Annotated in this window: 18 protein-coding genes; 5 read left to right on the top strand and 13 right to left on the bottom strand. The window is 69.8% G+C overall.

The window, feature by feature from the left end; genetic code table 11:
* Positions 1-7: 7 nt before the first annotated feature.
* From yajC to ABB33_RS10385, 4 genes are all read right to left on the bottom strand, one after another.
* Positions 8-337, bottom strand: coding sequence for a preprotein translocase subunit YajC (yajC, locus tag ABB33_RS10400; protein WP_054665275.1), 330 nt, complete (start codon positions 335-337; stop codon positions 8-10).
* A gap of 262 nt (positions 338-599) precedes the next feature.
* Complete coding sequence (tgt, locus tag ABB33_RS10395; protein WP_056932050.1) at positions 600-1,730, bottom strand: tRNA guanosine(34) transglycosylase Tgt; 1,131 nt, start codon at positions 1,728-1,730, stop codon at positions 600-602.
* Between the two features lie 67 nt (positions 1,731-1,797).
* On the bottom strand, positions 1,798-2,832 hold the full coding sequence (queA, locus tag ABB33_RS10390) for a tRNA preQ1(34) S-adenosylmethionine ribosyltransferase-isomerase QueA (RefSeq protein WP_056932049.1): 1,035 nt from the start codon (positions 2,830-2,832) through the stop codon (positions 1,798-1,800).
* 74 nt (positions 2,833-2,906) lie between these two features.
* Positions 2,907-3,338: an Lrp/AsnC family transcriptional regulator gene (locus ABB33_RS10385; RefSeq protein WP_054665268.1), complete on the bottom strand. Its 432-nt coding sequence runs from the start codon at positions 3,336-3,338 to the stop codon at positions 2,907-2,909.
* Between the two features lie 116 nt (positions 3,339-3,454).
* Here ABB33_RS10385 and ABB33_RS10380 point away from each other — a divergent pair, with 116 nt between their 5' ends.
* Complete coding sequence (locus tag ABB33_RS10380; protein WP_056932074.1) at positions 3,455-4,951, top strand: aminotransferase class III-fold pyridoxal phosphate-dependent enzyme; 1,497 nt, start codon at positions 3,455-3,457, stop codon at positions 4,949-4,951.
* Between the two features lie 97 nt (positions 4,952-5,048).
* Here the strand turns inward: ABB33_RS10380 and ABB33_RS10375 are convergent, their stop codons facing one another.
* The 5 genes from ABB33_RS10375 to ABB33_RS18595 all read right to left on the bottom strand — a co-directional run bounded on the left by ABB33_RS10375 (position 5,049) and on the right by ABB33_RS18595 (position 12,210).
* Positions 5,049-6,479 (bottom strand): efflux transporter outer membrane subunit, encoded by a 1,431-nt coding sequence (locus ABB33_RS10375; protein ID WP_056932048.1) that lies wholly within the window; start codon positions 6,477-6,479, stop codon positions 5,049-5,051.
* Positions 6,473-7,210: an SDR family oxidoreductase gene (locus ABB33_RS10370; RefSeq protein WP_054665262.1), complete on the bottom strand. Its 738-nt coding sequence runs from the start codon at positions 7,208-7,210 to the stop codon at positions 6,473-6,475. The genes ABB33_RS10375 and ABB33_RS10370 overlap by 7 nt, the downstream gene beginning before the upstream one ends.
* A gap of 63 nt (positions 7,211-7,273) precedes the next feature.
* Positions 7,274-10,444, bottom strand: a complete 3,171-nt coding sequence (locus ABB33_RS10365; protein ID WP_056932047.1) for an efflux RND transporter permease subunit — start codon at positions 10,442-10,444, stop codon at positions 7,274-7,276.
* Between the two features lie 110 nt (positions 10,445-10,554).
* Entirely contained in the window at positions 10,555-11,769 is a 1,215-nt protein-coding gene (locus tag ABB33_RS10360; RefSeq protein WP_056932046.1) for an efflux RND transporter periplasmic adaptor subunit, read from the bottom strand.
* A 213-nt stretch (positions 11,770-11,982) separates the two neighbouring features.
* Positions 11,983-12,210 carry a hypothetical protein gene (locus ABB33_RS18595; RefSeq protein WP_152985040.1) on the bottom strand — a complete coding sequence of 76 codons (228 nt, stop codon included), beginning with the start codon at positions 12,208-12,210 and terminating at the stop codon, positions 11,983-11,985.
* Between the two features lie 126 nt (positions 12,211-12,336).
* Here ABB33_RS18595 and ABB33_RS10355 point away from each other — a divergent pair, with 126 nt between their 5' ends.
* Positions 12,337-13,359 carry a LysR family transcriptional regulator gene (locus tag ABB33_RS10355; RefSeq protein ID WP_056932045.1) on the top strand — a complete coding sequence of 341 codons (1,023 nt, stop codon included), beginning with the start codon at positions 12,337-12,339 and terminating at the stop codon, positions 13,357-13,359.
* Between the two features lie 60 nt (positions 13,360-13,419).
* Here the strand turns inward: ABB33_RS10355 and ABB33_RS10350 are convergent, their stop codons facing one another.
* The 3 genes from ABB33_RS10350 to ABB33_RS10340 form a co-directional block, all read right to left on the bottom strand.
* Positions 13,420-13,884 carry a hypothetical protein gene (locus tag ABB33_RS10350; protein WP_380610348.1) on the bottom strand — a complete coding sequence of 155 codons (465 nt, stop codon included), beginning with the start codon at positions 13,882-13,884 and terminating at the stop codon, positions 13,420-13,422.
* 240 nt (positions 13,885-14,124) lie between these two features.
* Positions 14,125-15,501: a purple acid phosphatase family protein gene (locus tag ABB33_RS10345; protein WP_056932043.1), complete on the bottom strand. Its 1,377-nt coding sequence runs from the start codon at positions 15,499-15,501 to the stop codon at positions 14,125-14,127.
* Complete coding sequence (locus tag ABB33_RS10340; protein ID WP_056932073.1) at positions 15,498-16,631, bottom strand: NHL repeat-containing protein; 1,134 nt, start codon at positions 16,629-16,631, stop codon at positions 15,498-15,500. The genes ABB33_RS10345 and ABB33_RS10340 overlap by 4 nt, the downstream gene beginning before the upstream one ends.
* Positions 16,632-16,792: 161 nt before the next feature.
* Here ABB33_RS10340 and ABB33_RS10335 point away from each other — a divergent pair, with 161 nt between their 5' ends.
* From ABB33_RS10335 to ABB33_RS10325, 3 genes are all read left to right on the top strand, one after another.
* The gene (locus ABB33_RS10335; RefSeq protein WP_056932042.1) at positions 16,793-19,120 is read left to right on the top strand and encodes a TonB-dependent receptor plug domain-containing protein; all 2,328 of its coding nucleotides are present in this window, start codon (positions 16,793-16,795) and stop codon (positions 19,118-19,120) included.
* A gap of 103 nt (positions 19,121-19,223) precedes the next feature.
* Positions 19,224-19,856, top strand: coding sequence for a uracil phosphoribosyltransferase (gene upp, locus ABB33_RS10330; RefSeq protein WP_056932041.1), 633 nt, complete (start codon positions 19,224-19,226; stop codon positions 19,854-19,856).
* Between the two features lie 96 nt (positions 19,857-19,952).
* Complete coding sequence (locus ABB33_RS10325; RefSeq protein ID WP_380610400.1) at positions 19,953-20,237, top strand: PsiF family protein; 285 nt, start codon at positions 19,953-19,955, stop codon at positions 20,235-20,237.
* A 60-nt stretch (positions 20,238-20,297) separates the two neighbouring features.
* Here the strand turns inward: ABB33_RS10325 and ABB33_RS10320 are convergent, their stop codons facing one another.
* Positions 20,298-21,203 carry an alpha/beta hydrolase family protein gene (locus ABB33_RS10320; protein WP_152985039.1) on the bottom strand — a complete coding sequence of 302 codons (906 nt, stop codon included), beginning with the start codon at positions 21,201-21,203 and terminating at the stop codon, positions 20,298-20,300.
* Between the last annotated feature and the right edge of the window lie 88 nt (positions 21,204-21,291).

The raw sequence follows: 21,291 nt of genomic DNA, 5'->3' as shown, positions 1-21,291 counted from the left end.
CTCGGGGTCAGGCCGCGGACTTCAGCGTGCCCTTGGGCAGCACGTTGCCGATGGCGCCCTTCTGCACGCGGATGCGGACGTTGTCGGCCACTTCGACGGTGATGAAGTTGTCGCCGATGTCGGTCACCACGCCGGCGATGCCGCCGTTGGTCAGCACCTCGTCGCCCTTGGAGATCTTCTCCAGCATCGCCTTGTGTTCCTTCTGGCGCTTCATCTGCGGGCGGATCATCAGGAAGTACATGACCGCGATCAGGGCGATCGGCAGCAGGAAAGTGCCCATGCCCGGAGCGGCCGGAGCGGCCTGGGCGACGGGAAGCAGGATAGCCATCGGGTTCATCGTGTGTCCTTAACTGTCGGGCGGTGCCTGCCGGTGCCGGCGCCGCGGAACGGATTCAAGCGTGGAAGTATGCCATAGAGGCGGGCCGGTCCAATTGCAAGGCAGCGCCGCCGCCGACCGTCGAGCAACTCCCTCCCCGGCGGCAGGAGCGCCCGGCCCGTGGGGCGCCGCAGCGTGCACGTCCACCGGCCCCACCCTTGCCGATGGCCTTGCCGTGCAGGCCGGCCAGGCGGCCGGCTCGCCCCTTGGGCGGGGAAAGGCGCTACAGCGCCGGCGCAACCGCCCCGCGCGCCGCATAGAAGGACTCGCGGAAGGCCAGGAAGGTTCCCGCCTCGATGGCCGCGCGCATGTCGGCCATCAGCTTCTCGTAGTAATAGAGGTTGTGCAGGGTGCCCAGCATCGGCGCCAGCATCTCGTTGCAGCGGTCCAGGTGGCGCAGGTAGGCACGCGTGTAGCCGCTGCTGCAGGCATGGCAGCCGCAGCCCGGCTCGATGGTGTCCATGTCGCGCTCGTAGCGGGCGTTGCGGATGCGCACCGTGCCGGTGGAGGTGAAGTAATGGCCGTTGCGCGCGTTGCGGGTCGGCATCACGCAGTCGAACATGTCCACGCCGCGGGCCACGCCCTCGACCAGGTCCTCCGGGCGGCCCACGCCCATCAGGTAGCGCGGGCGGTCGGCCGGCAGGATCGGGTGCATGTGCTCGAGCATGGCGTTGCGCTCGTGCTCGGGCTCGCCCACCGCCAGCCCGCCGATGGCGTAGCCGTCGAAGCCGATCTGCTGCAGGCCCTCGGCCGAGCGGCTGCGCAGGTCGGTGTGCACGCCGCCCTGGACGATGCCGAACAGCGCCGCGTCGTTGCCCAGCGCGTCATGGGCATCGCGCGAGCGCCGCGCCCAGCGCAGGCTCAGTTCCATCGAGCGTCGCGCCACGTCCTCGGTGGCCGGGTACGGGGTGCATTCGTCGAAGATCATCACGACGTCCGAATCGAGCACCTTCTGGATCTTCATGCTCTCCTCCGGGCCCAGGAACACGCGGGCGCCATCGGTCGGCGAGGCGAAGGTGACGCCCTGCTCGGTGATCTTGCGGCGGTGCGCCAGCGAGAACACCTGGAAGCCGCCCGAGTCGGTCAGGATCGGCCCGTTCCAGCGGCAGAAGCCATGCAGGCCGCCATGGTCGCCGATCACCTCCAGGCCCGGGCGCAGGTACAGGTGGAAGGTGTTGCCGAGGATGATCTCGGCACCGAGCGCGCGGATCTGCTCGGGCAGCACGCCCTTCACCGAGCCGTAGGTGCCCACCGGCATGAACGCCGGGGTCTGCACGATGCCGCGCGGGAACGAGAGCTGGCCGCGGCGCGCGTTGCCGTCGGTGGCCTGGAGCGTGAACTGCAGTCTGGACATGGGTGTGCTTCGGTCGGTCTGCCGTCCATTGTCGCGGATCGGCGACGACGGCGCAGGAAAGGCGGGGTCAGGCGTCGGGCTGCGGGAACAGCAGCATCGCGTCGCCGTAGCTGAAGAACCGGTAGCGGCCGGCGATGGCGTGGGCGTAGGCATCGAACACCCGCTGCTTGCCGGCGAAGGCCGAGATCATCATCAGCAGGGTGCTTTCCGGCAGGTGGAAATTGGTGACCATCGCATCGACGCTGCGGATGCGGTAGCCCGGGGTGATGAAGATCTGCGTCTCGCCGGCGAACGGGTGCAGTTCGCCCTCGCGCATCGCACTCTCCAGGGCCCGCACCACGGTTGTGCCGACACCGATCACGCGGCCGCCGGCGGCACGGGTCCGCCGCACCTGCTGCACCAGCTCGGCGCCGACATTGAGCCATTCGCGGTGCATCACGTGCCGGGACAGGTCGTCCACCCGCACCGGCTGGAAGGTACCCGCACCCACGTGCAGGGTGATGTGGCCGAAGCCCACGCCACGCGCGCGCAGCCGTTCCAGCAGCGCCTCGTCGAAATGCAGGCCCGCGGTCGGCGCCGCAACCGCGCCCACCTGGCGCGCGAACACCGTCTGGTAGCGCTCGCGGTCGTCGGCCCCGGGCTCGCGGTGGATGTACGGCGGCAGCGGCAGCCGGCCCGCATGCACCAGCCAGGACTCCAGTGACTCGGGCACATCGAACCGCAGCAGGTAGAACTCGCCATCGCGGCCGAGCACCTCGGCCTCGCCACCGGCATCGAGCTGGATGCGGCTGCCGGGCTTGGGCGACTTGCTGGCGCCGACCTGGGCACGCGCCTGCTGGCCGCCGAGCAGGCGCTCGATCAGGATCTCGACCCGGCCACCGCTGGCCTTGTGCCCGAACAGCCGCGCCGGGATCACCCGGGTATCGTTGAACACCAGCAGGTCGCCGGGCTGCAGCAGTTCCGGCAGATCGCGGACATGGCGGTCTTCAAGGGCGGCCGGTGCCGGCGGCACCACCAGCAGGCGGCTGGCGGAACGCTCGGCCAGCGGCGCCTGGGCGATCAGTTCCTCGGGCAGGTCGTAGTGGAAATCGGACTTCTTCAAGGCCGCGACATCGGACGGGGGGAGCCGGCCATTGTACCGGCACCGGCGTACCCGTCCCCTGCCCGGTTGCCGGTTCAGCGCTCGAACTTGGTCGACAGGATGATGGCGCTGGTGGTGCGCTCGACCCCGTCGATCACGCCGATGGCATCGGTGACCACGTCCATCTCGCCGACCCCGCCGACCACCACCATCGCCACCAGGTCATGGGCGCCGCTGACCGAGTGCAGGCTGCGGACCTCGGCGATCTCGCGCAGCGCCTTGACCACGGCCGGCATCTTGCGCGGCGACACGGTGATCAGCACGTGCGCACGCACCTGGCCCTGCTCGTAGTCCTCGTGGGTACGCACGGTATAACCGGCGATCACCCCCTGCTGTTCGAGCCGGTCGATGCGGCTCTGCACGGTGGTGCGCGACAGCCCGAGCCGGCGCGCGATCTGCGCGGTGGAAGCCCGCGCGTCCTCGCGCAGCACGGACAGCAGGCGTTCGTCAGCGGGAGAAATCTTCACATCGCGGGCCGGTTTCGTCGATCCGACGAAATTAACCCGATTTTCGACGGAATGACAGCTGCCATATGACCAGAATCTCCAGATAATGACTGTACAAGACCTTTCTGGAGATGAGCATGACCGTACTCGGCCCACTCGCCGCGCTCCGCGCGCACGCCGGCACCCGCCTGACAACGGGGCTGGACGATGCCGCCATCGAACGCCTGGCCGCCGCCCATCCCGACCTGGTTGCCGCCATCGCCGCGGCCGCCAGTGAATATGCCCGCATCAAGGACGAGGCCGCCGACCTGCTGGACCTGGACGAGAAGGACCAGATCGCCGCGATGCAGGCCGGTTTCGTCAATTTCTACGCCGACGACGCGGTGGTGCCGTACATCGCCCTGGCCGCCTGCGGCCCGTGGGTGGTCTCGCTCAAGGGCGCGGTGCTGTACGACGCCGGCGGCTACGGCATGCTCGGTTTCGGCCACACCCCGGCCGAGGTGCTGGCCGCCGCGGCCAAGCCGCAGGTGATGGCCAACATCATGACCCCGAGCCTGTCCCAGCGCCGCTTCGTGCAGGCGCTGCGCAAGGAGATCGGCCACACCCGCGGCGGCTGCCCGTTCTCGCACTTCATGTGCCTGAACTCCGGTTCCGAGGCGGTCGGCCTGGCCGCGCGCATCGCCGACATCAACGCCAAGCTGCAGACCGACCCGGGTGCACCGCACGCCGGCGCCACGGTCAAGCGGGTGGTCATCAAGGGCAGCTTCCATGGCCGCACCGACCGTCCGGCGCTGTACTCGGATTCGACCCGCAAGACCTATGACCGCTTCCTGGCCAGCTACCGCGGCGAGGACAGCGTGATCGCCATCGCCCCGTACGACGAGGCGGCGCTGCGCAAGGTGTTCGACGACGCCAAGGCCCACAACTGGTTCATCGAGGCGGTATTCCTGGAGCCGGTGATGGGCGAAGGCGACCCGGGCCGCGCGGTTCCGGTCAGCTTCTACAAGCTGGCGCGCGAACTGACCCGCGCCCACGGCAGCCTGCTGCTGATCGACTCGATCCAGGCGGCGCTGCGCGCGCACGGCACCCTGTCCTTCGTCGACTACCCCGGCTACGAGACCCTGGACCCGCCGGACATGGAGACCTACTCCAAGGCCCTGAACGGCGCCCAGTTCCCGCTGTCGGTGCTGGCCGTCACCGAGCACGCCGCGCACCTGTACCGCAAGGGCGTGTACGGCAACACCATGACCACCAACCCGCGCGCGCTGGACGTGGCCTGCGCCACCCTGGCCCGCCTGACCCCGGACGTGCGCCGCAACATCCGCGAACGCGGCGAGCAGGCGGTGCACAAGCTCGAGGCGCTCAAGGCCCGGCTGGGCGGGCTGATCACCAAGGTCCAGGGCACCGGCCTGCTGTTCTCCTGCGAACTGGCCCCGCAGTTCAAGTGCTACGGCGCCAATTCCACCGAGGAATGGCTGCGCATGCACGGCGTCAACGTGATCCACGGCGGCGAGAATTCGCTGCGCTTCACCCCGCATTTCGGCATGGACGAGGCCGAGCTGGACCTGCTGGTGGACATGGTCGGCCGCGCCCTGGCCGAAGGCCCGCGCCGCGAGCAGGCCGACGCGGCCTGATCCACACCGCTGCGCGAGCGGCAAACTGAAGAGGCGGCCACTGGCCGCCTCTTCGTTTCCATGTCCCGGCCTGCGGGCCAGGCCACGAACGTCGCACTCACCGCACCTCGACCACCGCCACCGACGGCGCCGACGGCGATGCCTGACCCCATCCGCCCAGCGCCTTGTAGACGGCGACCACGCTGACGTTGACCCCGGCCTCGGCGGCAGCCAGCGCGTCGTCGGCCGCCAGTTGGCTGCGCTGCGCATCGAGCAGCGCAAGGAAGTCCTCCGAGCCCTCGCGGTAGCGCACCCGGGCCAGCGCCTCGGCGCGACGCGCGGCCTGCGCCTGTTCGGCGACGATCGACAGCCGTGCCTGCTGCCTGGCATAGCGGGCCAGCGCATTCTCGGCATCCTCCAGCGCCAGCAGCACCGTCTTCTCGTACTCGGTCGCCGCGCCGTCGGCCTGGGCACGGCTGGCGCGCAGCCGCGCGTGCACGCTGCCGACGTCGAACGCGCTCCAGCTCAGCGACGGCGCCAGCGACCAGGCCTTGTTGCCGCCGTTGACCAGACTGCCGGCATCGCCGCCGAGGAAGCCGACGAAGCCGGTCAACGACAACCGCGGGAACAGGTCGGCGGTTGCCACGCCGACCCGCGCGGTGGCCGCGGCCAGGCGGCGCTCGGCCGCGCGTACGTCGGCGCGTCGCTGCAGCAGCATGCTGGTATCGCCCAGCGGCAGGGCCCTGGCGAACGCCGGCATCGGGCGCGGTTGCAGCAGCGCGTCCAGCGAACCCGGACGCTGTCCCAGCAGCACCGCCAGCCGGTTCCGCGACTGCGCCAGCGCCAGTTCCAGCAGCGGGATGTCGGCCTCGATCGCCTTCAGCCGCGCACGGCTGCTCTGCACGTCGAGTTCGCTGCCCGCGCCCAGCTTCCAGCGGGTCTCGGTCAGTGCCTGGGTGTCGCGCAGGTTGAGCAGGGTCTTCTCGGCCACGGCGATGCGCTTCTGCGTGCCGCGCAGCTCGAAGTAGTTGCGCGCGACCTCGGCGGCCACCAGCACCTGCGCATCGACCAGGTTGGCCCACTCCGCGTCCAGGTCGGCGCGCGCCGCCTCCGCGGCCCGCCGCTGGCGCCCGAACAGGTCCAGTTCCCAGCCGGCATCGAAGCCGAGCTGGTAGCGCTCGCCGGACACGCGCGCCCCGTCCTGTGCCGGGTCCGGCTGCCGGTAGCGTTCCTGGCTGACGGCCGCGGTGACGTGCGGCGCCTGGTCGAACCGGCGCTCGACGAACACCGCGCGCGCCTGCTGTACGCGCGTCAGCGCCAGCGTGAGGTCGAGGTTGTCGGACAACCCCGCATGCACCAGCTGGCCGAGCACCGGATCATCGAACTGCGCCCACCAGCCGGCCACCGGCGACTGCGCGCTGTACACCGGCGCGGTGGCGCCGTGCAGCACCACCGGCTGCTGCGCCGGGGCGTGGTAATCCGGGCCGACGCTGGCGCAGCCGGCCAGCAGCAGGCCGGACAGCGCCGCGGCCAGTGCCGCCCTCACCATGGCAGCACCTGCCCGAGATGGGTGAAGCTGCCGCTCGGCCCGTCCGCGTCGAGCAGCGCCATCTGCACGCTGGAGCGCGCACCGTCGGCGACGTCGATCTCGCCCTCGCCCGCGTTCATGTCGGTCCTCACATAGCCCGGGTGCACGGTATTGACCTTGATCGGCGTGGCGCGCAGTTCGTAGGCCAGCGACAGGGTCCAGTTGTTCACGGCCGCCTTGGACGCGTTGTAGGCCGGTACCTTGAAGTCGTAGATAGGCGAGGCCGGATCGGCATGCAGCGCCTGCGAGCCGAGGATGCTCGACACGTTGACGATGCGCCCGGCCGCCGAGCGCCGCAGCAGCGGCAGGAACGCCTGGGTGACGGCCACCAGCGCATGCACGTTGGTGTCGAAGGTCCGCCGCCAGGTGTCGAGCGGCTGCGCCGACGGCGGCAGCGAAGGATCCTCCAGCAGCACGCCGGCGTTGTTGACCAGGATGTCGAGCCGGCCGTGGCGCTGCCCGACATCGCGCACCGCCGCGTCGATGCTGCCGGCATCGGTGACGTCCAGTTGCAGTGCCTCCACCGGCAGTCCTTCGGCCTGCAGTTCCAGTGCCAGCACCAGCGCCGTTTCGCGCTTGCGGCCGGCGAGCAGCGTATGCACGCCGGCGCGGGCCAGCTGGCGTACCGTTTCCAGGCCGATGCCACGGGTGGCGCCGGTGACCAGCGCGATCTTGTTCTGTTGGGTATTCATGGATGCATGTCTCGGTTGGATGTGCCGTCGCCCGAGGGTGTCGGGCGACGGCGGAAGGCAGGGTCAGTGATGCAGGGTCGGTTCGCCATGCTGCACCAGCTGGCCGCCGCCGTTACGGGTGACTAAGGTGCGCAGCGCGACGTAGAACACCGGGGTCAGGAACAGGCCGAACAGGGTCACGCCCAGCATGCCGGCGAACACGGTGATGCCGGTGACCGAGCGCACTTCGGCGCCGGCACCATGCGACAACACCAGCGGCACGGTGCCGGCGATGAAGGCGATGGAGGTCATCACGATCGGGCGCAGGCGCAGGCGGCAGGCCTCCAGCGCGGCGTCGACGATGCCCTTGCCGCCCATCTCCAGTTCGCGGGCGAACTCGACGATCAGGATCGCGTTCTTGCACGCCAGGCCCATCAACACCACCAGCCCGACCTGCACGAACACGTTGTTGTCGCCGCCGGTCAGCCATACCCCGAACAGCGCCGACAGCAGCGTCATCGGCACGATCAGGATCACCGCCAGCGGCAGCGACCAGCTCTCGTACAGCGCCGCCAGCACCAGGAACGCGAGCAGGATGGCCACCGGGAACACGATGAAGGCGGCCTTGCCCTGGGTGGCCTGCTGGTAGCTCAGGTCGGTCCATTCGGTGGTCATGCCCACCGGCAGCATCTTGGCGGCGATGGCGGTCAGCCGGTTCATCGCCTCGGCCGAGGACAGCATGCGCGGATCGGCCTCGCCGGCCAGGTCGGCGGCCGGGTAGCCGTTGAAGCGCAGCACCGGGTCCGGGCCATAGGTTTCCCGCAGGGTCACCATCGACCCGATCGGCACCATCTCGCCGCGGTCGTTGCGGGTGCGCAGCCGGGCGATGTCCTCCACGTTTTCGCGGAACGGGCCGTCGGCCTGCGCGATCACCTGCCAGGTGCGGCCGAACTGGTTGAAGTCGTTGACGTAGGCCGACCCCAGGTAGGTCTGCAGGGTGTCGAACAGCTCGGTGAGCTGCACGCCCTGCGCCTTGGCCTTGACCCGGTCCACCTCCGCGTCCAGCTGCGGCACGTTGGCCTGGTAGCTGGTGATCGGGAACGCCATGCCCGGGGTCTGCGCCACCGCGCCCTGCATCGCCTGCACCGCGTTCTGCAGCGCGCCGTAGCCGAGGTTGCCGCGGTCCTCGATGAACAACTGGTAGCCGTTGCCGTTGCCCAGCCCCAGGATCGGCGGCGGCATCATCGAAAACGCGAAGCCTTCCTGCAGGCCGGCGATCTTCTGGTTGATCTCGGCGTTGATCTGCGCCGCACTGCGGCCATTGCGCTCGTTGAACGGCTTGAGCGGGATGAACGCCACGCCGGTGTTGGGGGTATTGGTGAACTGCAGCGCGTTCAGGCCCGGGAACGAGATGGTGTGGGCCACGCCGTCGGTTTCCTGGGCGATCTTCGCCACCTTGCGCAGCATGGCGTCGGTACGCGCGATCGACGCGCCTTCCGGCAGCTTCACCCCGGCGATCAGGTACAGCTTGTCCTGGGTCGGGATGAAGCCCGGCGGCACCAGCTTGAAGATCACCCCGGTACCGGCCAGCAGGATCGCGTAGACCACGAACACCGCGCCGCGACGGCCGAGGATCCTGGCCACGCCCCGCTCGTAGCGTTCCGAGCTGGACCTGAAGAACCGGTTGAACGGGCGGAACACCCACCCGAACAGGCGCTCGATCAGGCGGCTGGGACCGTCCTTGGGCGCACCGTGGGGCTTGAGCAGGCGCGCGGCCAGCGCCGGCGACAGGGTCAGCGAATTGATCGCCGAGATCACCGTGGAGATGGCGATGGTGACCGCGAACTGCTTGTAGAACTGCCCGGTGACACCGGACAGGAAGGCCATCGGCACGAACACCGCGCACAGCACCAGGGCGATGGCGATGATCGGCCCGGACACTTCCTTCATCGCCTGGTGCGCGGCGGCCGTGGGCGACAGGCCTTCCTCGATGTTGCGCTCGACGTTCTCCACCACCACGATCGCGTCGTCGACCACGATGCCGATCGCCAGCACCAGGCCGAACAGGCTCAGCGTATTGATCGAGAAGCCCAGCAGGTACAGCGCCGCGAAGGTACCGACCACCGACACCGGCACCGCGATCAGCGGAATGATCGAAGCCCGCCAGGTCTGCAGGAACAGGATCACCACCAGCACCACCAGGGCGATGGCTTCCAGCAGCGTGGAGACCACCGCCTTGATCGAATCGCGCACGAAGATGGTGGTGTCGTACACCGCCTCGTATTTGACGTCGGCGGGGAAGGTCTTCTGCATGCCGTCCATGGTGGCGATGACCTTGTCGCGGATCTCCAGCGCATTGGCGCCGGGCGCCTGGAAGATGCCGATGCCCACCGCGTTCTTGCCGTCCAGCTGCGAGCGCAGGGTGTAATCGCCGGCACCCAGTTCCAGCCGGGCGACGTCGGACAGGCGCACGATCTCGCCGTCGGTGCCGCTCTTGAGCACGATGTCGCCGAATTCCTGCTCGCTCTTCAAGCGGCCCTGGGCGTTGATCAGGGTCAGGAAGCGGCTGTCGGGCAAGGGTTCTGCCCCCAGCTGGCCGGCCGAGACCTGCACGTTCTGTTCACGCATCGCGCGCACCACGTCGCTGGCGGTCAGGCCGCGCGCGGCCACCTTGCCCGGGTCGAGCCAGGCACGCATGGCGTAGTCGCCGCCGCCGAAGATCTGCGCGTCGCCGACCCCGGGGATGCGCGCCAGCGCATCCTTGACGTGCAGGCGCGCGTAGTTGCGCAGGTACAGGGTGTCGTACTTGCCGCCCGGCGAGGTCAGGTGCACCACCATCAGGAACGTCGGCGACTGCTTCTGCGTGGTCACCCCCTGCCGGCGCACGTCCTCGGGCAGGCGCGCCTGCGCCTGCGCCACCCGGTTCTGCACCTTCACCGCGGCCGCGTCCGGGTCGGTGCCCGGGCGGAAGGTGACGGTCATCTGCAGCACGCCGTCGGAGCCGGCCACCGACTTGAGGTACATCATGCCCTCGACGCCGTTGATGGCCTCCTCCAGCGGGGTGGCGACGGTCTCGGCGATGACCTTGGGGTTGGCGCCCGGGTACACCGTGCGCACCACCACCGACGGCGGCACCACTTCCGGGTACTCGCCGACCGGAAGGATCGGGATCGCGATCAGGCCCGCGGCGAAGATCATGATCGACAGCACCGCCGCGAAGATCGGCCTGTCAATGAAGAAACGCGAAAAATCCATCTGCTTGAGTCCTTGCAGTGGCCGGCGCCGGCATGCAGCCACCCTGCCCTCGCCCATCCGGGCGAAGGCCAGGCACCCGGCTGGCGGCCGGCATCAGGTTGAAACGGGGGTCAGTTCAGGGTGGTGGCGTCGCGGCCGGCGCCGACCGCGGTGGCAGGCTGCATCGCCACCGCACGCACCTGCACCGGCATGCCCGGCATGAACACCTTCTGCACGCCGTCGACGATCACCCGGTCGCCCGGCGCCAGCCCGGCCTCGACGATGCGCAGGCCCTCGGCGCTGCGCCCGAGCTGGACATCGCGACGCTGCGCCTTGCCGTCCTTGTCGACCACGTACACGTACTTGCGGTCCTGGTCGGTCAGTACCGCCCTGTCGTCGATCAGCAGGGCGTCGAACGCGCCGCTGCCGAGCAGCCGCACGCGGGCGAACAGGCCCGGGGTGAACTGGCGGTCGCGGTTGTCCAGCAGCGCGCGCACGCCGATGGTGCCGGTGCTGCGCGCGACCTGGTTGTCCAGGAAGTCGACCTTGCCCTCGTGCGGGAAGCCCTCCTCGCCGCTCAGCGCCACCTTCACCGGCAGCGCGGCCTCGCGCTCGCTGGGGCGCTCGCCGGCACGCGCCATCCTTGCGTAGCGCAGGAAAGTACCCTCGTCGGCATCGAAGTACACATGCACGGTATCCAGCGACACCAGGGTGGTCAGCACGCTGGCGCTGTCACCGGCGGTGACCAGGTTGCCGGCGGTGACCATGGCGCGGCCGGCGCGGCCATCGATCGGCGCGCGCACCCGGGTGAATTCCAGGTTGAGGCGGGCCGCATCCACCGCGGCCTGCGCCGCCTGCACCGCGGCACCGGCCTGCTCGGCGGCAGCGCGGCGCTGCTCGGCGGTCTCCGCGGCGATGGCCTGTTGCTCGGCCAGGCGGCGCGCGCGTTCGGATTCGCTGCGTGCCAGCGCGGCCTGGGTCCGGGCGCGCGCCAGCTCGGCGCGGGCGCGGTCGTACTCGGCCTGGTAGCTGCGCGCATCGATGGTGAACAGCACCTCGCCCTTCTTCACTTCCTGGCCTTCGGTGTAGTTGACCTTGTCGATGTAGCCGGACACCCGCGGGCGCAGTTCCACGCTCTGCACCGCCTCGACGCGGCCACTGAACTCGTCCCATTGGCTGACCTGCCTGACCAGCACCGGTGCGGCGCTGACCTCCGGTGCCGGCAGTGCCGCGGCATCCTGCGCGTGGCCACCGCTGCACGCGGCCAGGACGGCGATGGTCAGCGCCGACATGCCGGCCAGGGCAAGGCGTCGCGCGAGGCGTGGAGTGTTGGAGATACCTTTCATGTCATGCATCCATCAGGGGAAAGAGGGGCGCCGGGGTGGGCATGGAACGGGCCGGTGCCGGGTGCGTCGCGCAGTGTGCGCGGGGGCTGCTGACAGCCACTGTCAGCAGCCGGGGACGGCGGCACGGGAATCCGTGCATGGCGCGCGCCTTCCGCGCAAACGCCGCGCTGTCCCGCGGGCCGGAGGTGGGCGCCGGCATTTTCACTGTCCCGCTCACGGAAATTTTTCTCCCACAGGCGGGACAAACGCCATCGCCAAGCGCACGGCCAGTCGTCGCAGCAGCGGCCGCGGCGGGGCCACGGTCGTCGCCTCACGCATTGCGCGCAGCGCGGCGAAGTGCAGTGGATTCAAACCGTTGTCCCGCCTGGAGCGGCGGTCGGCGACGGCAAACGCCGGCGCACGGCGCGTCGGCAGGAAAGCGGGAAGGTGGCGCAGGCGCATGGCTGCAGGTCCGTTCGGTGCGGAGGCGGCCAAGTTACGCCCCTAATCCATACTTGATTAGTACGGATTGAGGGGAATAATCGTCCCGTCGCCGGCACAATCCCGCTGCCACAGGAACCGTCTCCCATGGCCCACGATCTCAACGACACCCTGATCTTCGTCAAGGTGGTCGAACAGGGCAGCTTCACCGCCGCCGCACGCCTGCTCGGGCACCCCAAGACCACGGTCAGCCGCAAGGTGCAGGAACTGGAGGAACGGCTCGGCGCGCGCCTGCTGCACCGGACCACGCGCCGGCTGGGGCTGACCGAAGCCGGCACGGTCTATTACGAACACTGCCAGCGCATCGCCCGCGAGCTCGAACAGGCGCAGAGCGCGGTCAGCCAGCTGCAGTCCGGTCCGCGCGGCTGGCTGCGCTTCACCGTGCCGTACGCGGTCGGCGTCAACTGGATAGCCCCCCTGCTCGGCCAGTTCCAGGCGCAGTACCCGGAAATCCGCGTGGACATGCACCTGGGCAACGAGATGCTCGACCTGATCTCCGGCGAGACCGATCTGGCGCTGCGCGTCGGCCCGCTGCCCGACTCCAACCTGATCGCGCGCAAGCTCGGCAGCCTGCGTACCCAGGTATTCGCCAGCCCTGCCTACCTCCAGCGCCACGGCGAACCGCGGCATCCGGACGAACTGCAGCATCACCGTACGCTGGCGCTGCGCAAGCACCAGCAGGGCCAGAACAACCGATTCGCCTGGTCGCTGGCCGAAGACGGCGGGCAGATGCGCGAGTTCCCGGTCAATCCGCTGATGGTGGCCAACGACACCGCCGCGCTGAACTCGATGCTGGTCGGTGGCGAGGGGCTGATGCTCAGCAGCGACGTGATGGCCAAGCCGTTCGTCGAGTCGGGCATGCTGCGCCGGGTGCTGGCCGGCTGGACCGGCCCGGACTACGACTTCAGCGCGGTGTTCGCCGGCGGCGGCATGGTCTCGCCCAAGGTGCGCGCCTTCGTCGACTTCCTGGTGGAAAAGCTCAACCTGGACGCCAACTACATGCTGCTGCAGTGCCCCAACGCCAAGCATCTGATCGAGCGCGAACCCAGCTACTGCCAGCGCGGCCTGGAGGTCGCCGAACTGCGGGTGCTCGAGACGCTCAGCGCCTGATGGTCACGGCGCCGGTGATGGCGGCCGTGGCCGCCGTCGCCCGCGGTTGCGTCGTCGGGTTCAATAGCCGCGGCCGTACGGCCACAGCGGTACCACCTGTACTTCCTTGCAGCCGTCGTAGCGGCTGCAGCTGCCGAAGTAGCCCGGTCCGGAATAGCGCTGGCGGGCATCGCGGTTGTAGGGGCTGTTGTAGAAATCCGGGCGGAACAAGTGGCCCGCGCCGTGGTAGCGCATCGGCGTCCGCGGCGCCGCGAAGGGTTGCACCGGGGCTGCGGCCACCGCGTCGCTGCCGGTGTCGGCGCCGGTGACATAGCCTTCCTGTGGGTCGTAACGCACCATGCGGTAGTAAATGGTCTGGCCGCCCTGCTGGCGCGTGCGCAGCGCCTGCAGCGCGCCGTCGGCATGCACGTATGGCCGGCCGTTCTCGAACACCACCTCGGAGGGGTTCACCTGCTCCTCCTCCAGCGGCGGCTGCGCCAGCGCGCTCCCCGCCAACCCGGCCAGCAGCAGCGCTGTCCCTGCCACGATCCCTATCCTGCCTGCGCGCATGACGTTCCTCCCTGGGGTTGTCCGGCGTCACCCGCGACGCCGGCCTGCGACCGCCGCCCCTCGACGGCGCGTGCCGACGACGTCCCCGGGCGACAGGCCGGTTGCGCGCGCCTGGCGGCACGCGATCGCGGCGAGTATAGGCGGCGGTGCTTCCACTGGCATCCCTCGAGGCGCGGAAGCTTGACGGCCGTCGCTGCCTTCCCCCGGTCCCGCCATCTACTCCCAGCAGCGGTCGCCGCGGCCCTTGGGCGAGAGCGGGCGCGGGCAGTCACGCGGCCCGATGCGGTCCTCGCTGCGTTCGTGCAACTGCCTGCCGTCGCCATCGCGCACCAGCTCGAACGCGTCGTACAGGCGCCCGGTGGCGGTGCGCGCCTCGTAGCGCAGGCGCTGCCCATCGATGCGCAGCACCTGGAACAACTGCGTGTCCTCGGCCACCGGCGCCATGCTGGCGCGTGCCTGCGTCGACAGCCGGTACTGCTTGGCGCCGGCCACCGACACCAGGTACTGCGGCGTGGCCTGCCCGGCCACCCGGCCGCCGCGGCGGCCATAGACATGGTCGTGGCCCTGCAGCACCAGATCGACGCGGTGCCGCTCCAGCACCGGCAGCACATGCTCGCGCAGCAACCGGTTCTCGCGATCCTGGCGCGGCGAGAACATCGGCTGGTGGACCATCACCAGGTTCCAGCGGGCCGGGCTGCCGGCCAGCACCTGCTCGAGCCAGCGCGCCTGCGCCTGCGCCGTACCCAGGTCCAGCGCCGAGGTGCCGTCGAGCACCACCACGCGTGCGTCCTGGTAGTCGAACCAGTAGCTGGTGCCCTGCGCGCCCGGCGCGCCGTTGCCCGGCAGGGCGAAGGCCAGCGGCCAGTGCGCACCGAGCACCCGGCGTTCCCGGGGCGTGTCCTCGAACTCCTCGAGGTACTCGTGGTTGCCCGCCGCCGGCGCCACCACCATCGAGGTCGGCAGTGCACCGGCCGCCTCGAACCACTCGCCCCACTCGTTGTCGTCCTCGCCGTCGCCGCCGCTGACCAGGTCGCCCGCGTACAGCGCCAGGCGCGCATCCGGCGCATGCCGCATCGCCTCGCGCACCACCCGCGTGGTTAGGCTGACGTTCTTGTTCTGGGTATCGCCGAAATACAGCAGGGTCAACGGCTGGCCCGGCGCAGGCGCGGTCCGGGTGTGGTGCCAGGCGCTCCAGGTACGGTCGCCCTGCACCCGCCAGGCGTAAAGCGTGTCCGCCTGCAGGCCATCGACGCGGACATGGTGCTGGTGCGCCTGGCCATTTTCCGTGGCCTGTGCCCGGCTGGCGGCCGCCAGCCGCCGCGGTGCGCCCATATCGGGGGAATCGCCGGCAACGACGATTTCCAGGATCGGCGCGGAGACCGACGCGTCGGTCCGCCACGACACCGCGAAACCGCCGGCGCCGTCCTGCAGCGGCGAGGCCACGATGCGGTCGGGAAAGCCGCTGGGCGCGTAGTGCATCACCGCCGCCGGCACCCGTGTATTGGGCTCGACCCCGGTGTTCGCCTGCGCGCCGCCTGCCAGCGCGAGCAGCAGCAGTACGCCCCGGCGCAGCGCGTCGCGGCGCGCGCTCATTGCGCGCACGCCGGCAGCGACAGCGCGCTGGCGATGTCGCGCCAGTCGAACGCGGCCACGCCCTGGTCCAGGTGCGAGGCGTAGAACACGCCCTGCGGGAAGCGCGCGTCGCCGCGCGGGTCCAGCCACACGCCGTCGGTCAGGCCGGTGACCTGGCCGGCGAACGAGCCGACGTGCGCCAGCCCACGGCGCTCGAACAGGTGGAACACGGTGCGGTCGGCGAACTGGTCGCTGGCCACCCACCAGCCGCTGCCATCGGCGCAGGCCATCAGCGCGATGCCCTCGGCCTGCGCCCGGTACTGCCCGGCGCCGACATCGCGACCCAGGTAGCGCCCCTGCAGGTCGTACTCGCGCAGGCGGGTGCCGGTGGGCACGTCTTCCTCGGCCACCAGCAGGCGGTCGTGGGCCGGGTCGCCGAACAGCGACTCGGGCACGCGGATCGCGCCCGCCGCGCTGGTATCGCCGAAGGCACCGGCCGCGCGTGCGCTCCAGCCATCGCCATCGCGCGCCACCTGGTAGCGACGGAAGCGCCGGTCCAACTGGTCCAGGGGCGGCACGATGTCGTCGCCGTTGGCATCCTCGCCGGCCATGTAGGCATCGCTGACCAGCACCTCGTAGCCGTCGCCGCTGGCACGTACCCACAGGCCATAGGGCTGCTGCAGTTCGGCCGCGCCGAACACCAGCAGCGGGGTGAACTCCGGCAACCGGAACATCTGCACGCGCCGGTTGTCGCGCTCGACCACGAACAGATAGCGGTCGTCGATGGTCGCCACGCCATTGGGGCGCTGCAGCCGTCCCGGTGCCGTACCCGGGCCGCCCACCGTGCGCAGGCGCCGGCCGGTGTCGCCGTCGTACACCACCAGCGCATCGGTGGCCTTGGCCGTGGCCACCAGCATGCGCCGGCCGTCCTGCAGCCAGCTGGCCGGCGAATCGATGTTCTCCTCCGGCGTGGCCGCGGTCACGAACGCCTCGCGCACGACCACGTGCGGCACCGGGTGGTCGCGCAGCAACACATCGTCGGCGTCGTACTGGTCCGGCTCGCGGTCGGCCACGACCGGAGCGACGGAACACGCCGCGAGCGGCAACAGCAGCAACAACGGCAACAGGCGGAGCGGGCGGCGCGACGTCATGGAATCCTCGATGCGGCAGGGGTGGCCGCGCATCGTATGACCCCAATGTGACAGCGCGGAGAAGCGACATGCGGCTGTCATCATGCAGCATCGCTGTCACGCCGCTGCCATACCGCGAGGTGAAAGTTCCGTTCATTTTCAACCCACGGACCTTCCACCCGATGAAACGCAACACCTTGGCCCTGCGCCTGTCGCACGCCCTCGTCTGCGCCACCCTGCTGCCGGCAGGCGCGACGTTCGCCCAGGCCAGTCCGGATGGCGCCACGGACGGCACCGGCGAACCGAAGCAACTGGACACCGTCGTGGTCCAGGGCGAGATCGCCTACCGCAACCGCACCGCCGACATCGAGCCGGTGCTGTCCTACGACCTGGAGTACTTCCAGCGCTTCGAGCCCAATACCGTCGGCGACATGCTCAAGCGCGTGCCGGGCATGACCTTCGTCGGCTCGGACATCATGGAGTTCGACGGCGCGATGATGCGCGGCATGGCCGCCGGCTATACCCAGGTGCTGATCAACGGCAAGAAGGTGCCCGGCGCCGGCGACGACCGCTCGTTCTGGGTGGACCGCATCCCCGCCGAAATGGTGGACCACATCGAGATCCTGCGCAGCGCCAGCGCCAACCGCAGCGGCGATGCGATGGCCGGCACCATCAACATCGTGCTGCGCGACGCCTACCAGTTCGACGGCAGCTACCTGCGCGTGGGCGTCAACCGCTGGTTCGACGGCGAGCTCAACCCCACCTTCGGCGCGGTGACCAGCGGCAAGGCGCTGGGCGGGCGCCTGCTGGCCGGCGTCAACGTGCAGGACCGCTACCGCGGCAAGATCAAGCGCTCGGACCGTTACACCGACCCCGGCCGCGGCGAGCTGCTCAGCTGGGAGGACCAGAACGAGGTCAAGGACGGCCGCGACTACTCGGCCAACGTCTCCTACAGCGCCGACATCGGCGACAGCGGCCGGCTGAGCGTGGACGGTTTCTTCGTGAAGACCGACCGCGACGTCACCGAGGTCTCGCACGAAGTCGAGTACGACGATGGCGACGTCATCGAGTCGCGGGTGCCGGGGCTGAACCCGGTGGACCAGCAGAACTGGGGCATCGGCGCCGGTTACCGCTTCGACATGGCCGGCGGCAGCACCCGGCTGGACCTGGATTTCGCCCGTTTCCAGGACGGCAGCGCCGAGCGCGAGGAGAAGCACGAATACCTCAACGGCAGTTGGGACGCCTCCGAGGCCGAGGCCGAAGCGGTGGACGCGCGCGATACCGAAGTCGGCGCCAAGCTCGCCCATGTGCGTCCGCTCGGCGCCGCCGAGCTGGAGTTCGGCATCGATTACCGGCGCAAGAAGCGCGATGTGTCCTACACCCGCTACGCGTGGGAGGCCGCGCGCGAAGGCGACGCGGTGGACTATGCGCTGGACGGCGTCATCGGCTCGCTGATCGAGGAAACCCGGCTCGACCCGTATGCGATGCTGTCCGGCCATGCCGGCGCGTTGTCCTGGGAAACCGGCCTGCGCTACGAGACCACCCGTTCGGACGTACGCCACCACGAAGATGGCGATGCCGGCGGCCAGGTCCGTCGCGACTACAACGAACTGCTGCCGTCGCTGCACCTGAAGTGGGACGTGAGCGAACAGACCCGCATCAACCTGTCGCTGGCCCGTACCGTCAAGCGCCCGAACTTCAACGAACTCATCCCCGCACTGCTCGACGGCGAGTACGGCGACAACGACTACGTCGGCAACCCGCGGCTGTCGCCGGAAACCGCCAACGGCATCGACCTGGGCTTCGAGCGCCGGCTCGGCAAGCACGGCGTGGTCGGCGTGAACCTGTTCTACCGCGACGTCAGCGACCTGATCGAACTGGTCAACACCGGGCAGTGGAGCGAGGACGCGCATGACAGCTATGCCAAGGACCTGAAGAAATTCCTGGCAAAGAACCCGGGTGCCAGCGAAAAGGACTTCACCTTCGCCCCGGAAAGCTGGCTGTTCACCTCGGCCAACGTCGGCGACGGCACGGTCCGTGGCGTGGAATTCGACCTGTCCACCCCGCTGACCGCACTGGGCCTGCCCAATACCGGGTTGTTCCTCAACTACTCCTGGCTGGACAGCAAGGTCAGCGATTTCCGTGGCGAACGTCGCTTCAACGACCAGGCGCGCAGCGTCTACAACATCGGCTTCATCCACGACATCCCGTCGCTGGCGGCCAGCTTCGGCGCCACCTTCCGCAGCCAGGGCGATGCCTACAGCCGCATCCTGGCCGAGGAAGTGACGGTGAAGTACGGCGACGACCTGGAGATGTTCGTGGAGAAGCGTTTCGGCCGGAACCTGTCCGTGCGCCTGAGCGCGGCCAACCTGCTGGATGCGTCCAAGGACGAGTTCTTCCACAAGTTCGACAACCTGGACGACCAGCTCGGCCGCAAGTACGACGAGTACGAGCTGGAGACCGAACAGGCCGGCCCCAGCTACCAGCTGGTGATGCGCTGGGCGTTCTGAGCATCCCGGACACGGGGAAAAGCCGGCCTCGCGCCGGCTTTTCTTTGTGGAAACGCCGGCTTGTAGTGCAGACTTCCCGCACTTCTCCCCTGCCCGGCCCGCCATGAAGATCGTCGAAGTCCGCCACCCCCTCGTCCAGCACAAGATCGGCCTGATGCGCCAGGCCTCGCTCAGCACCAAGGAATTCCGCGAGCTGACCGACGAACTGGGCAGCCTGCTCGCCTACGAGGCCACCACCGACCTGGAAACCGAGCCGTGCACGATGCAGGGCTGGGCCGGCCCGGTCACCGTGCAGCGCATCGCCGGCGCCAAGATCACCCTGGTGCCGATCCTGCGCGCCGGGCTGGGCATGCTCAACGGCGTGCTGTCGCTGATCCCGGCCGCACGCGTCAGCGTGGTCGGCCTGCAGCGCGACGAGGAAACCCTGCAGCCGGTCCCCTACTTCGAGCGCCTGACCGGCCGCCTGGAAGAGCGCGACGCGCTGATCCTGGACCCGATGCTGGCCACCGGCGGCACCCTGATCGCCACCATCGACATGCTCAAGCGTGCCGGCGCGCGCCGCATCAAGGGCATCTTCCTGGTTGCCGCCCCCGAGGGCCTGCGCGCGGTCGAGGCGGCGCACCCGGACGTGGAGATCTACACCGCGGCCATCGACGAGCGCCTGAACGAAAAGGGCTACATCCTGCCCGGGCTGGGCGATGCCGGCGACCGCATCTTCGGCACCCGCCTGCATTAAAAAAACTACATCGCGGCTTCACGGCGGCTTGTACCCGCGCAGGCGGATGCTTGCGCCCGTCATCCACCCCGGAGCCGCGCCATGTACCGTCCCGTCCTGCTTGCCTGCCTGCTGTTGGCCGCCACCGCGTCGTTGTCGGCCACTGCCGGCACGCCCACCCCGCAACAACAGCGCATGGCCGAATGCTCGGCCAGGAACAAGGGCCTCAAGGGCGATGCCTACAAGGACGCCCAGCGCACCTGCCTCAGCGGCCATCCCGCCGCCACGGCCGCGACCACCCCGCAGCAGCGCATGACCCGATGCAACGCCGACGCCGCGACCCGGCACCTGAGCGGCGATGCCCGCAAGACGTTCATGAGCAACTGCCTGCGCAGCCACTGATGGCCGCCGGGCCACGCAGCGGAGCGCACGCGACCCGCGCCATGGCGACAACCGGCCGGGTCAGCGGCGCAGCCCGCGTTCGCCCGCCGGCGGCGCTGCATCCAGCCACTGCCGCGCCGGCTCATCGCCCAGCAGCCGCGATTGCAGGAATGCGGTCCCCAGCTGCCGGGCACGCTCGAACAGCGCTTCCGGCTCCCCGCCGATCAGGTTGTGGCCACCGCCGGGGAGCACCACCGCACGCCGGTCGCCGGCCGGCGCGGTCTGCACCGGATACAGATGGTCGGCCGGGTCGGTGACGAAGCCCGGCACCCGGTCCTCGTCGCCGGTCACCAGCAACAGCGGCACCGCCAGCGATGCATAGGAATCCGGCCCGATCAGTCCGGCGATGCGGCCGGGCGAGGAATAGCCCAGCACCGCCACCACCGTGGGATCGCGCAGCGGCCCGAGCTCGGCCAGGGCACCCCCCAATACCGCCGAGATCAGCGTGCCCAGGCTGTGCCCGGCCGCGGCCACCGGCACATCCGGCCAATGCGCATGGGCGTAGGCGCTGGTCGCGCGCATGTCGGCCAGGCGCTCGCCGAACCCCTGCTGCAGCGAGAACGCTTCGCGCCCCGGGTACCTGAGCGAATCGACATGCAGCGGCGCCAGCACCACGAAACCGGCGTCGGCCCAGGACTGCAGCAGGCGCTCGTAGCGCTCCGGCCAGGCACCATGCCCGCTGGAGAACAACACCACGCCGCGTACCTGCGCCGGCTCCCAGATCGCCAGCGTAGTGGCACGCCCGGGCGATACCTGCAGCGGCTGCGTGGCACTGGGGGCGGCGACGGCGTGCTGGGCCACGCCCAGCATGGCCAGCACCAGCGCGAGCATGCCACCAAAGACATGGCGCGTGCCCATGGCGCGCACCCGCCCATGCCGGCCGTCGGCCGGCCGCCGTGGAAGACGACTGTCCTGCTGCTGTTTCATGCTCGATCCCGTGTTGGAAGACGGGACCAGTCTGGGCAACGCGGCCGCACGCGGCACGGGCCGGCGGTCACCCGTGCGCGGTGCCGGA

Source organism: Stenotrophomonas acidaminiphila, assembly GCF_001431595.1.
GTDB lineage: Bacteria > Pseudomonadota > Gammaproteobacteria > Xanthomonadales > Xanthomonadaceae > Stenotrophomonas > Stenotrophomonas acidaminiphila.
Note: the sequence above shows the minus strand (reverse complement) of the source record. Positions and strands in the feature narration are given on the sequence as shown.